Raw genomic sequence first — 11795 nt, forward strand, 5'->3', positions numbered from 1 at the left:
TTATAGTTCCACCTCTACGAGCTTTCCGTAGGGCAGTGTGCGGATGAGAGTGGCCAAGCGCGCTTTGGCTTCTGGGCTCAGGTTCGGCACGCGCTCTAGGCCTTGCTCGGGCCGATCGGCGCGGAAATAAGCCAGTAAGCTTTGCCGTTCATCCCGGACTTGCACGTAGTCCGGGATCTTGACGCGGCCTTGTACTTTGAGCAGGAACAGCCGGCGGCGACTCATCGGATAAAGTACAGCATGCGCCCCAGACGGGGCAGGTTGCGGTCCGTATCCCAAGAGAAGTAGATAACCAACGCCCTGCCCACCAGATGATCCTCGGGCACAAAGCCCCAGAACCGGCTATCCTCGGAATCGTCTCGATTATCGCCCATAACGAAGTAGTAGTTCTGCCGAAACGTGTACTGCGTAGCCGGTTGTCCATCAAGCAAAAAGACCCCGTCGGGTCCGCGCTCCAGCCGATGCCCTTCGTAGCGGTTGATCGTCCACGCATAACGCCGGTAGGTGTCCTCCGTAAGGGCGATGGAGGCGCCTTTGGCGGGGATCCACAGGGGGCCAAAGTTATCGCGGTTGTACCCCATCCCCTCCGGAAACGTATCAAAGGCGAAGCGGCCGTCTCCGGCGGGAAAGACCTCTGGCTCCACAGCGAGCACCCCGGGCCAGGTGCGGACCTCTTCAATGGCCTTTTGCGTGGCGTTGACCAGCAGGCGGTTGCCGATCAGGCGCAGCTGCTGCACGCCGAGCTCTTCAAGCCGAATAGTGGAGATGCGTATGCGCTCATCGAGCGTAAGCCACCAGTGCCATTGCATGCCGGGCGGGTTCTCCAGGGGGTGGCCGTTGATGTAGACCTGTTTCTGTCGGATCTCCAGGGTGTCCCCAGGCAGGCCCACGGCTCGCTTGATGTAATGGGGTTTGCGGTCGATCGGCGCATCCAGGCGCGGGTAGTTGAACACGATCACGTCGTTGCGTTTTACCTGGGTAAAGCCCGGCAGGCGCACAAAGGGTAACTCTAGACCCGGAATGTAGAGGTCCGTAAAGGGCACCCCCAGGGTGATCGGGGTGCGCGCTCCGTAATGGAGCTTGCTTACGAGCAGAAAATCCCCTACAAGAAGGCTTTTCTCCATTGAGGGGGTGGGGATGCGAAAGGCCTCCAGCAAGAACGTCCGAATCAGCAGCGCCGCCACGAGCGCGAACAGTAGCGCATCGATCCATTCGCGCAGCTTGCTTCTGGGAGGGCGAGGCTTCTTGCGCAGACGCAAACGTTTCATGAGACGCCACCAAGGCCGTTCTGAGGGTTGCGGGACGGGGCGGCGCGTAGCTGTGGAGGTGGAAAGGGCCAAGGTGCTCGGTCCTTTGGGGTTGGGTTTCACTGCAACTGCGGGCGTTCCAGGCGGCTTGGGTAGCCGGTAGGCTCGATAAAGTAGCGTTGCCCGTCGTATCCGACCCGGTACCACCGGCGTCGCTCCGGGCTGTAATAATAATCTACGTACGGGGCGGGTTGGGCCTCCAACAGAAGCCGCACGAGCTCGCGTTTGATCTCGCGCTGTCGGTCTACGTGGGCTAGCAGGCCTCCGTAGACGAGCCCCCGTCCGAAGGGGCCATCTACGTCGAGCAGCACTATCGGAATTGCCCCATCCACCATGAACCAGTACTCAAACTGCACATACAGGGGAGCCCGCACAGAGCCCCGCTCGCGCAGAATTTCGATGATCGTCTGCGTAGGGGGGCCGAAGACGGCCTCCAGTCGGGCCCGGATCTCGAGGGTGCGCATCGTATCAAGGGCCGTGCGCTCATAGAAACCCTCGCCGGACATCTCGTATGCCTCCAACCAGCGGCGGTTGTACTCGGATCGGGCCTCTACGGGGATCTTCTGCCACTGCATGCTTCGCAGCAGCCCCTCTATGTTCTGCGTTTGGCCGGCGGAGGGGAAAGGGCACAGCCCCAAGATCAGCCACAGCCAACCGATCGTTTGCCGCATGGGAAGTTGCTCCGGCTACTTAGTGGGACTTTCCATGGAGAGCACGGCCAAAAAGGCCTCTTGGGGTACCTCGACACGCCCGATTTGCTTTAGTCGTTTCTTGCCCTCTTTTTGTTTCTCCAGCAGCTTGCGTTTACGCGTCACATCCCCACCGTAGCATTTGGCCAGCACGTTTTTGCGAAGGGGCTTGATCGTCTCTCGTGCGATCACCCGTGAGCCGATGGCCGCCTGTACGGCCACCTCGAATTGTTGTCTGGGGATGAGCTCTTTAAGGCGCTGGCACAGGCGGCGGCCCCATTCGTAGGCCTTGGATCGGTGCACGATCGTGGAGAGCGCATCCACCGGCTCGCCGTTAAGCAGGATGTCGAGCTTGACCAAATCGGACTCCCGGTACTCCAATAGCTCGTAGTCGAAGGAGGCGTATCCCCGAGAGATGGATTTGAGCTTATCGTAGAAGTCAAAGATCACCTCGGCCAAGGGTAGCTCGTAAGTAAGATCGGCCCGTTCCGGGGACAAGTAGTGCGTGTTCACATAAAGCCCACGCCGCTCTTGACACAACTGCATGATGGGGCCGATGTAGCAGCTGGGGGTGATGATTTGAGCTCGGATGTACGGTTCTTCGATGTGATCGATCTCTCCAGCCGAGGGCATTTCGGCCGGGTTATCGACGAACACCACTTGGCCGTTGCGTTTTACGACGCGGTATTCGACGTTCGGCACGGTGGTGATGATATCGAGTCCGAATTCTCGCTCCAGGCGCTCCTGCACGATTTCCATGTGCAACAAACCTAGAAAGCCGGCCCGGAAGCCGAAGCCCAGAGCCGCGGAGGTTTCTGGCATAAACTGTAGTGCGGCGTCATTCAGCTGCAGCTTCTCTAAGGCTGCTCGCAGGTTCTCGAACTCCTCCGAGGCCGTTGGGTACAAGCCACTGTACACCATGGGCTTTACCTGTCGAAACCCCGGGATGGGTTCGGAGGCGGGCCTTTCGGCGTGCGTAATCGTATCCCCCACGCGGGCGTCCTTAAGCTCCTTAACGTTGCCGATAACGTAGCCGACCTCGCCGGCTCGCAGCTCCTCCACGGGCTGATGGCCTAGTCGCAGTACCCCGATCTCCTCGGCCACATACTCCTTGCCTGTGGCCATGAAGCGGATCCGGTCCCCGCGACGCAGCGTGCCGTCAAAGAGGCGACAGTAGACCACGGCTCCCCGATAGGGGTTAAATACCGAGTCAAAGATGAGCGCCTTTAAGGGGGCCTCCGGGTCCCCCTGGGGGGGCGGGATGCGGGCGATAATAGCCTCCAGCAGGGCCTCGATCCCCTGACCGGTTTTGGCGCTCACGCGCAGGATTTCCTCCGGCTTTCCTCCGATGAGGTCTAGAATTTCCTGGGTGACACGTTCGGGTTCGGCGTTGGGCAGATCGATCTTATTTAACACGGGCACGATCTCGAGATCATGCTCTAAGGCCTGATACAGGTTGGCGATCGTCTGTGCCTCCACGCCCTGAGAGGCGTCCACCACCAGAAGCGCCCCTTCGCAGGATTTAAGGGCGCGCGAGACCTCATAGGCGAAATCCACATGTCCCGGTGTGTCGATGAGGTTGAGCACGTAATGTTGCCCCTGCTGGGTGATGTACTCCATGCGCACCGGGTGGCTTTTGATCGTGATGCCTCGCTCGCGCTCCAAATCCATCGAGTCTAGCACTTGCTCTACGCGCTCTCGGGCCGAGATCGTCCCGGTGTACTCTAGAAGCCGATCGGCTAGGGTGCTCTTGCCGTGATCGATGTGGGCGATAATGCAGAAATTACGGATGCGCTCCATGCCGTCTCGGTGCACAAATCCCCGCGGGCGTTGCAAGCTCCCGAAAAATACGATCTAAGGGAGCCTCAGGGAAACCTCCGATTGTCCCCGGATGAGCGTGCGTTGACAAGCCCGGCGGGGGAGCGTAAATTCGGAAGCCCGCTTCTACAACGGTGGCCGGCCCTCAAGGGATCGACGCGATACCGCCCATAACATCCGGAACAGCCATCCGAAGAGGGCTTCAAAGTAACAAAAGATCATCAGGCCCCAAGTCCCGAGTGCGAACGTATTGGCACGTATGCACAGGGGTCTACCCTAGCCAGGGAGTGAGCGCGGGCTTCCCCCCTTTTTGCCATGTGGCATAAGCTACGAGCGCCTCTTCGTCCCCGGGACCCCGAAGACCCCTCTGGGGGGATGAGACGGTGGGTGCCGGTGCTGGTTTCTTCGGTTCTAGCCGTCTTGTTGTGGTTGGGGATTCGGCTTAACCGGGACTATACGGTCGAGTTTTCGGTGCCCTTGGAGTTGGAGTACTCCGGTTCAGGTTGGGCCCCAGCAGAGCCCCCTCCGGATCGAGTCCGAGTGGTGTTTCGCGGTGAGGGCTGGCACCTACTGCGGCTCTACCTAAAGCGTCCGCGATTGCGCCTCGAGGTGCAGCCGGGGCGGATACGCTTGGATCAGCTCGCCTCCCAGGGTTGGCATCCCCCTTTGCCGCCAACGGTCACGGCGGTGCGGTTTGGGCCGCGGGAGCTTGAGTTTCCCCTGGAGCCGGTTCTCAGGCAACGTTTGCCCCTGGAAGTGGAAGTGTATGCGCAAACCGACCCTCGTATGGGGCTCCTGGAGCCTCCGCGCCTAGAGCCGGAGTCCGTTCTCGTGACAGGTCCCGCCTCTCTAGTGCGAGCTCTGCGCAGTTGGCGCCTTCCTCCGGTGCGTTTGGAGGGCTTGACGCGTTCTGTGGAGCGTTGGCTGACGACAACCGATCCCGAGCGTCCGCATGTGCGCGTTATGCCCGAGCGTGTTCTGTTGCGGGTGCGCGTAGCGGAATTTACGGAGGCCACACGCCGCGTTTCGATTGAGCTGCGCAACCGGCCCGAATCGGCGCCCCTGTATCGGCTCATTCCCGAGCAGCTGTGGGTGACGTTTCGGGTGCCGCTGGAGGAATTCGAGATCGCCGACACCACGCGGGCCCTCGTGGCCTATGTCGATTACGAGGAGCTGCGACGCAACACCACCGGGGTGCTTGTGCCCACTCTGGAGTTGCCCCCCTTTTTGCACTTGAAGGTCGTCCGGATTGAACCTCCGAGCGTACGCTTTTTGCGCGTAGTGGTGGACACGCTTCGGGAGCAATATCCGTGAACTATCGGGTCCTCCTAGCGCGCCGTTATCTGTTTAGCCCCCGCCGATGGCGTTTCATTTCGGTTCTAAGCGGCATCTCCGTGCTGGGAGTGGCGATCGGGGTGACGATGCTCATCGTGGTCTTGTCCGTTTTCAACGGCTTTTACACCCTGGTGCGCGATCTGCTGCTCAGTTTTGACCCACACGTGCGCCTTGTGCCCGCTCAAGGCCCTTATCTGCGGGAAGTGGCGCGCTGGCGGGCTTTGGCCGAGGGGGCTCCCTACGCGCGCCAGGTGAGCCCATACATAGAGGGGAAGGCCCTGCTGCTGTACGGTTCGGGTCCGGGCCGCGTGGTGTTGGTGCGCGGCTTAGATCCCCGGGCTCTGCCTCAGGGGCTTACGCCAGACCTCGGGCCCGGACTGCGCGCACCCGCTTCCGCGGGTCTACTGACCCCCTCCGGCGCCCCACCGCCTGTGTTGGTGGGCCTGAGTTTGGCTTCCGAGATGGGGTTTTTCCGAGGCGATACCGTGCACCTGCTCGGCACAGCGGGGGTCGCCGAGGCCCTTGCTCGCCTGGGGCTACCGGCTCCGCGTCCGTTTCGGGTGATGGGCCTCTATGAGATCTATCGCGTTTTCGATCAAGCGCACGTGTTCACGTCCCTGGAGGCGGCCCGTAGCCTGCTGCGCTTTCCCGAGGGAGCGGCCTCCGGTATCGAGATGCGTCTAAGCGATCCGGATCGCGCCCGAGAGGTGCAACGCTGGTTGGAGGCGCGCCTGGGCGATGCGCCGGTTCGGGTGGAGACGTGGTATGACCTGCAGCGCACCCTCTATGAGGTGATGGCGCTGGAAAAGTGGGCCTCGTATCTGATCCTGTCCCTTATCATCGGGGTGGCAGCTCTGAACATTCTAGGCTCGCTCACCTTGCTCGTACTGGAGAAGCGCCGCGAGATCGGCTTGCTTATGGCTCTGGGGGCCTCAGCGCGCGATGTTCGGCGTCTTTTCTTGTACGCGGGCCTCTGGATCGGAATCATAGGGGGGATATGCGGGCTGGTCCTGGGTTGGGGCCTCTGTGAGCTCCAAGCTCGCTATGGGCTGGTGCGGCTCAAAGGCGCGGACGCCTTTCTGGTGGAGGCCTATCCGGTTCGCGTGGAATGGTTTGACGTTGGGATAATCCTTCTGGGAGCATGGCTGCTGTGTCTGCTAGCCGCTTGGTACCCCGCCTGGCGAGCCGGCCGTATCTGGCCGGCCGAAGCGCTCCGGTACGAGTAAAAAAGTAGCGCCCTCCCCGTGGGTCGGGAACGTTAGAGTCCTGTGGGAGGGTTAAGGGGTATGCGATGTGGTATTGGATGGCCATAGTTATCGCGTACGGGGTCATCGCGTTGCTCTGGTGGCGCGAACAGCAGGCGCAGCGCCGCTTGAAGCGGTACTTTTACGAGGCCGGTCCCGATACGCTATCGCCTAACGCACGCGTCCCACGAGGGAGTCCAGCAACGCCTCCAGGGCGGCTGAAGCCTGCGAGGGGGGAAGCGTCCGCACAGCCGATTGGGCCTCTGCATAGTACCCTATCGTGAGGGAGCGGACTTCCTCGAAGACCCCAAGGCGTTCATACAGCGCCCGCACGCGGGGTACATCCTCAGGGGTTGCTTGTCGGGCCAAGACGCGTCGGAGCAGTCTGCGATCGGCTTCTTCGGCGGCCCGCTCCAACGCAGAAAGCAGCAAATACGTTCGTTTCCCCTCTAGCACGTCTTGTCCGATCGGCTTGCCCCAGTTCTCGGGGTCGGCGGCCAGATCCAACCAGTCGTCTTGAAGCTGAAAGGCTCGTCCGAGGGCCCGGCCGATGGCCCGAAATAGGACGATCTGGGCCTCGGAGGCCGATCCGAGGCGAGCGCCAATCTCAAGAGCTCCCGCAAGCAGAGCGCCCGTTTTACGATCGACCATGTCCCAGTATTCATGGGGGGACACATCCTGGCGCGTCTCGAACTGCTTGTCGAGCGTTTGGCCTTCGCACAGTCGGAGCATTACCTCATGCAGGCAGGCCAGCAGAGGCCGGATGTCGGTTTCGGGTACCCGGCTGAGCTCAAAGTAGCTTGTGCCCATGAGCAGATCGCCGGTCAGGATGGCCGCTTCCAATCCCCAGCGCACATGTACTGTGGGCCGGCCTCGGCGCGTGGGGGAACGGTCCATGATGTCGTCGTGAACGAGCGTGAAGGTATGGAATAGCTCCATGGCCACGGCGGCCGGCAGGGCTTGCTCGGCGCGCCCTCCGCAGGCCTCACAGGCCAGCAGCAGAAGCAGGGGCCGAAGCCGTTTACCACCGGCTTCGAGCACGTAATGCGCCGGGGCGTAGAGCAGCTCCGGTTCCCCGGCGGGGATGCTGCGGCGCAGGTGGGCTTCCAGTTGCGTTTGCAGGCGCTCCAGATACTCCGAATGCGCCCGAGCAATAGGGGGCATGCAAAGGTCTCGGCTTATTGGGAAAACAACCCCGGTTGTCGGCTGGGGGGAACGGGCAGTCGAAAGTGCCGGTAAGCTTTGCCGGTGGCGATCCGGCCGCGTGGGGTGCGCTCCAAAAAACCCTCTTGGAGCAGGTAGGGCTCGTAGACCTCCTCCAAGGTGCCCGGATCTTCGCTGAGCACGGCGGCCAGCGCGTTTAGGCCCACAGGCCCTCCGCCGAAGCGCTCGATCAGGGTGCGAAGCAGCCGCTGGTCCATTTCGTCCAGCCCCTCTTCGTCCACTTCAAGGGCGCGCAGTGTATGCCGCGCGATCTGGGCCGTGATGCGCCCATCTCCGTAAACTTGAGCGAAATCGCGCGCCCGACGCAGCAATCGGTTCGCGATGCGCGGGGTGCCTCGGCTGCGGCGGGCGATCTCCAAGGCCCCCGATTCCTCCAGCTCTACGCTTAAGAGGTGGGCGGAGCGTTTCAGGATGCGCTGGAGGACTTCGATAGCATAGTATTCAAGTCGAAACTGGATCCCAAAGCGGCTTCTTAAGGGCGCGCTAAGCAGTCCGGCCCGCGTCGTGGTGCCGACCAAGGTGAAAGGGGCTATCCGCAGGCGCACCGTGCGGGCATGAGGACCGGAGTCGATGAGGATGTCAAGCCGAAAGTCCTCCATGGCCGTATAGAGGTATTCCTCCACGAGCGGAGACAACCGATGGATTTCATCGATCAGCAATACGTCGCCCGGCTCGAGGTTTGTGAGCACGCCCGCTAAATCTGCTGGTTTGCTCAGCACGGGTCCTGCGCTCACCACTAGACGCGTTCCCATCTCATGGGCGATCAGGTAAGCCAGCGTGGTTTTGCCCAGCCCAGGGGGACCGGCAAGCAGCACGTGATCCAACGCCTCCCCCCGGCTCCGGGCAGCCTCTACGAAAACGCGCAGATTGGCTACGACCCGCTCCTGTCCCAGAAACTCCTCGAAGCACGCAGGCCGCAGTCGGGCCTCAAAGTCCCGATCGACGAGGTAGGGATCTGTGATGCGTTCGCGCGTCATGGCTTGCGCCCAAAGATAGGCCCGCGCCGCGACCCTGGCCAAGGGCCTAGAACTGGGATTCATCCCGCCAGCGCAGCAGCTTCCAAGGCAAATCGCTGCGGCGCCGGGTGAGGGTAAAGTTTACGTTGCCCTCGCCCCGCAATACATCGCCCTGGCGCAGCACCACGCTTAAGCTAAATTGGCGCACTACTTGGGCCCTTAGGCTATCCTCCTCCTGATACAGGATTTGACGCCAGATTAAGCGTAGATTCTCGGCCGATTGAAACAGCCCGCCCGTTGTTTTGAGTTCGGTGCTGAAGCCCCAGGTCCGCTCCGTGCCCGTGTCGAAGTCGTAATAGATGAAGACGAAATTCGAGTCTAGCAGCGGCTCATAGAGCCGAATATCCCGCAGTTCGTAGGCGGACTTAAAGCGCGCGAAGAACCCCTCCAGGGTGCGCGGATCCCCAAGCGAGCCCTCCAGGGGATCCCCAGGTCGATAGGCCGGCGCGAAAGGGTTCAGGCAGGCGGCCAAGCCAAGCAGCATCCAAGGGATGTAGCGGGTAGGCCTCATCGAAGGAAAGCCGCGCGCAGATCGCTCCAGGAGAAGCGGTTCTCCAAGGCCGCGTCCGTCCATTCCAGGATCCGCCACAAGCCATCGCGCTCCCGCACGAGCGTAAGACTCATCCGCCCCTCGGCCACGGTGGGCACGTCGGGGCGGCGGTGCTGCACCTGTAGCACATAGCGGGCCGTGATCTGGTAGCGTTCGGATCCGGCCTCGGCTTGGCGTTCGCTTAAGGAGATCCGATGCCCGGTTTGGCCCTGCGCGCTCAGCCGAAGGTTCTGAAAGTAAGCGCTCTCTTGTTCTACGCCCCAGCCGGCCCAGAGCGCCGGATTGCGAGCCAGGGCCGGGGTTGCGGGGCTGTAACGAAATCCGCTGGAGAGGCCTCGCACGTAATCCTGCACGTTCAGCGTGGCTATGGCGGCCTCTAGGTTGGCCAGAGCGATATCCGGCGTCTCGGGAGGGCGGTAGCGATTGGCCTCTGCGGTCGCAGGCGCCTCAGGAGTGCGGGTTTGAAACAGCCCGCACCCCATCAACAGCAAAAGGCCCAGAAGACCGCTTTGTACCCGCATGTGGCGCTTAACAAAAATACACCCTGGGGGCGACTGGCGCCCACTTGCGCCGAAAACCGGGTGCGCGTATCATTGCGGCGTTGCGTGCGGGCGAAATATGGCGTATCGGCTGTTGTTGGTGGAGCGCTACCCCGAAGACGGGGTAGCGCTTGTGCGCCTCAACCGGCCCGAGGTGCTCAATGCCCTCAGTCTGGCCCTGATGCAGGAGCTCGTCGAGGCGTTGGAAGCCCTAGAGGCCGACCCCGAGGTGCGGGCTATAGTGCTGACCGGAAACGAGCGGGCCTTCGCCGCCGGGGCCGATATCACGGAAATGGTTGACGCCTCCGTAGTGCGCATGGTGCTCTTAGATCAGTTCCAGAGGTGGGATCGCATCAAGCGCATCTACAAGCCCTTGATTGCGGCCGTAAGCGGATACGCGCTCGGCGGAGGATGCGAGTTGGCCATGAGCTGCGACATGATCGTGGCCAGCGAGACGGCCCGCTTCGGACAACCGGAAATTAACATCGGCGTTATGCCCGGTGCGGGCGGCACACAGCGGCTAGCGCGCGCCATCGGCAAAGCGCGCGCCATGGAGATGGTTCTTACGGGCCGGCTGATCACGGCCGAGGAGGCCTACCGGGCGGGTCTAATCAACCGCGTTGTGCCCGTGGAACTTTATCTCGATGAGGCGTTAAAGCTAGCCCGCGAAGTGGCTGCTCGGCCCCCGCTGGCCGTACGCCTGGCCAAAGAGGCCGTCTTGAAGGCTTTTGAGCTGCCCCTCAGCGCGGGGTTGGAGTTTGAGCGCAAAAATTTCTACCTCCTGTTCGGCAGCGAGGACCAAAAAGAGGGTATGCGGGCGTTTCTGGAAAAGCGCCCCCCTATCTGGAAAGGCAAATAACCCGCACTTGGAGGGACCTATGTCGGAGATCGATCTACCCGATCGGGTCAAGGAAGAAGCCGCCGAGGCGGTGGCCACCGTGATCCGCAACACCGGCGGGTTCGATCTGGATAGCTTCCGGGTCGAGATTGAGCCGCTCCTGGCCGAAGGGCACAAGTTTGAGACCATCCTCCACTACATCGTCAGCGAGGAGGGGATGGATGAGATCTACAACCGCGTGCCCGAGGATCTCTACGATGCGGTCGATGAAGTCCCCGTTATCCTGGCCGAGGAAGGCTTGATCGACCCCGATGAGTTGGGCATCGATCTGAGCCAGTACGACTACGACTACGGCTTGGATGAGGACGACGAGGACTTCGAGGACTTCGACGAGTACGACGACTACGACGAAGAAGACCGCTGGTAAGGACGGAACCCTGCCGTGCCGGCTTACGCGACCCTGCACTATGAACAACCCGAAGCGGGCATCGGGTGGCTGGAGCTAAACCGACCCGAACAGCTTAACGCCTTTGACGAGGTGCTCACACGGGAGCTGCAAGAGGTCCTGAGGAGCCTGGAGCGTGCCCCGGATTTGAGGGCGCTTGTGCTCACAGGAGCCGGAAGGGGCTTCTGCGCGGGTCAGGACCTCAAAAGTCTGGATATGGAGCGGGAGCGCTCATTAGGGGAGTCTTTGGAACGCCGCTACAATCCGATCATCCGACGCCTGCGCGCGCTGCCCGTTCCGGTGATCGCAGCCGTAAACGGCGCCGCAGCGGGGGCCGGCATGAGCTTGGCGCTGGCCTGCGATGTGCGCATCGCGGCCGAATCGGCCTTTTTCGTACAGGCTTTCGTGCGCATCGGGCTGGTGCCGGATTCGGGCTCCAGCTTCTTTCTGGTCCATTTGCTCGGGTACGCCCGCGCTTTTGAGATCGCCACTTTAGGGGAGCGTATTTCGGCTGCCGAGGCGTTGCGCTTGGGGCTGGTCAACCGCGTCGTGCCCGATGAGGCGCTGCGCCAGGAGGCGCTCGACTGGGCGCGTCGCTACGCGAGCTTGCCCCCTAAGGCGCTAGCCCTCACGAAGCGCCTGCTGGCGAAAGCCACGCATGCTTCCTTGGACGAAATGCTCGACTACGAACGTTACTGCCAAGAAATCGCGGGCCGCACCGAGGACTACCGCGAAGGCGTAGCCGCCTTTCAGCAAAAACGTCCCCCTGTGTTCAAGGGGCGCTAACGCG

13 protein-coding genes are annotated in these 11795 nt (G+C 61.8%); 5 read left to right on the forward strand and 8 right to left on the reverse strand.

Annotation, left to right across the window (positions count from 1 at the left end; all coding sequences use genetic code 11):
- The 4 genes from NZ993_03460 to lepA all read right to left on the reverse strand — a co-directional run bounded on the left by NZ993_03460 (position 1) and on the right by lepA (position 3796).
- A complete protein-coding gene (locus tag NZ993_03460; GenBank protein MCS7154849.1) occupies positions 1 to 225 on the reverse strand; it encodes a fructose-6-phosphate aldolase in 225 nt (74 codons plus the stop codon).
- Positions 222 to 1268 (reverse strand): signal peptidase I, encoded by a 1047-nt coding sequence (gene lepB, locus NZ993_03465; GenBank protein ID MCS7154850.1) that lies wholly within the window; start codon positions 1266 to 1268, stop codon positions 222 to 224. Before lepB ends, NZ993_03460 begins: the two co-directional genes overlap by 4 nt.
- Positions 1269 to 1366: 98 nt before the next feature.
- On the reverse strand, positions 1367 to 1978 hold the full coding sequence (locus NZ993_03470; protein MCS7154851.1) for a hypothetical protein: 612 nt from the start codon (positions 1976 to 1978) through the stop codon (positions 1367 to 1369).
- Between the two features lie 15 nt (positions 1979 to 1993).
- Complete coding sequence (lepA, locus tag NZ993_03475; GenBank protein ID MCS7154852.1) at positions 1994 to 3796, reverse strand: translation elongation factor 4; 1803 nt, start codon at positions 3794 to 3796, stop codon at positions 1994 to 1996.
- A gap of 393 nt (positions 3797 to 4189) precedes the next feature.
- On the opposite strand from lepA, the gene NZ993_03480 reads away from it, so the two are divergent.
- Complete coding sequence (locus NZ993_03480; protein MCS7154853.1) at positions 4190 to 5128, forward strand: hypothetical protein; 939 nt, start codon at positions 4190 to 4192, stop codon at positions 5126 to 5128.
- Positions 5125 to 6375, forward strand: a complete 1251-nt coding sequence (locus NZ993_03485) for an ABC transporter permease (protein ID MCS7154854.1) — start codon at positions 5125 to 5127, stop codon at positions 6373 to 6375. The genes NZ993_03480 and NZ993_03485 overlap by 4 nt, the downstream gene beginning before the upstream one ends.
- A 189-nt stretch (positions 6376 to 6564) precedes the next feature.
- On the opposite strand, the gene NZ993_03490 is transcribed toward NZ993_03485, so the two are convergent.
- Genes NZ993_03490 through NZ993_03505 form a run of 4 tightly spaced genes read right to left on the reverse strand, consistent with a single transcriptional unit; the run spans position 6565 to position 9704 of the window.
- Positions 6565 to 7557 carry a polyprenyl synthetase family protein gene (locus NZ993_03490; GenBank protein ID MCS7154855.1) on the reverse strand — a complete coding sequence of 331 codons (993 nt, stop codon included), beginning with the start codon at positions 7555 to 7557 and terminating at the stop codon, positions 6565 to 6567.
- A gap of 14 nt (positions 7558 to 7571) precedes the next feature.
- Positions 7572 to 8594 carry a Holliday junction branch migration DNA helicase RuvB gene (gene ruvB, locus NZ993_03495; GenBank protein ID MCS7154856.1) on the reverse strand — a complete coding sequence of 341 codons (1023 nt, stop codon included), beginning with the start codon at positions 8592 to 8594 and terminating at the stop codon, positions 7572 to 7574.
- A 46-nt stretch (positions 8595 to 8640) separates the two neighbouring features.
- Positions 8641 to 9144 (reverse strand): hypothetical protein, encoded by a 504-nt coding sequence (locus NZ993_03500; GenBank protein ID MCS7154857.1) that lies wholly within the window; start codon positions 9142 to 9144, stop codon positions 8641 to 8643.
- On the reverse strand, positions 9141 to 9704 hold the full coding sequence (locus NZ993_03505) for a hypothetical protein (protein MCS7154858.1): 564 nt from the start codon (positions 9702 to 9704) through the stop codon (positions 9141 to 9143). The genes NZ993_03500 and NZ993_03505 overlap by 4 nt, the downstream gene beginning before the upstream one ends.
- Before the next feature lie 97 nt (positions 9705 to 9801).
- Here NZ993_03505 and NZ993_03510 point away from each other — a divergent pair, with 97 nt between their 5' ends.
- The 3 genes from NZ993_03510 to NZ993_03520 are packed head-to-tail and all read left to right on the forward strand — an operon-like array spanning position 9802 to position 11791.
- Positions 9802 to 10581 (forward strand): enoyl-CoA hydratase-related protein, encoded by a 780-nt coding sequence (locus NZ993_03510; GenBank protein ID MCS7154859.1) that lies wholly within the window; start codon positions 9802 to 9804, stop codon positions 10579 to 10581.
- Between the two features lie 7 nt (positions 10582 to 10588).
- Entirely contained in the window at positions 10589 to 10987 is a 399-nt protein-coding gene (locus tag NZ993_03515; GenBank protein MCS7154860.1) for a hypothetical protein, read from the forward strand.
- 15 nt (positions 10988 to 11002) lie between these two features.
- The gene (locus tag NZ993_03520; GenBank protein MCS7154861.1) at positions 11003 to 11791 is read left to right on the forward strand and encodes an enoyl-CoA hydratase-related protein; all 789 of its coding nucleotides are present in this window, start codon (positions 11003 to 11005) and stop codon (positions 11789 to 11791) included.
- The last annotated feature ends 4 nt before the right edge of the window (positions 11792 to 11795 follow it).

The organism is Bacteroidota bacterium, from assembly GCA_025059945.1.
Classification (GTDB): domain Bacteria; phylum Bacteroidota; class Rhodothermia; order JANXDC01; family JANXDC01; genus JANXDC01.

Coding starts and splice junctions, on each gene's coding strand:
- NZ993_03505 (MCS7154858.1), bottom strand. CDS start 9,704: ATGCGGGTACAAAGCGGTCTTCTGGGCCTTTTGCTGTTGATGGGGTGC.
- NZ993_03490 (MCS7154855.1), bottom strand. CDS start 7,557: ATGCCCCCTATTGCTCGGGCGCATTCGGAGTATCTGGAGCGCCTGCAA.
- NZ993_03460 (MCS7154849.1), bottom strand. CDS start 225: ATGAGTCGCCGCCGGCTGTTCCTGCTCAAAGTACAAGGCCGCGTCAAG.
- lepA (MCS7154852.1), bottom strand. CDS start 3,796: ATGGAGCGCATCCGTAATTTCTGCATTATCGCCCACATCGATCACGGC.
- ruvB (MCS7154856.1), bottom strand. CDS start 8,594: ATGACGCGCGAACGCATCACAGATCCCTACCTCGTCGATCGGGACTTT.
- NZ993_03480 (MCS7154853.1), top strand. CDS start 4,190: ATGAGACGGTGGGTGCCGGTGCTGGTTTCTTCGGTTCTAGCCGTCTTG.
- lepB (MCS7154850.1), bottom strand. CDS start 1,268: ATGAAACGTTTGCGTCTGCGCAAGAAGCCTCGCCCTCCCAGAAGCAAG.
- NZ993_03500 (MCS7154857.1), bottom strand. CDS start 9,144: ATGAGGCCTACCCGCTACATCCCTTGGATGCTGCTTGGCTTGGCCGCC.
- NZ993_03510 (MCS7154859.1), top strand. CDS start 9,802: ATGGCGTATCGGCTGTTGTTGGTGGAGCGCTACCCCGAAGACGGGGTA.
- NZ993_03470 (MCS7154851.1), bottom strand. CDS start 1,978: ATGCGGCAAACGATCGGTTGGCTGTGGCTGATCTTGGGGCTGTGCCCT.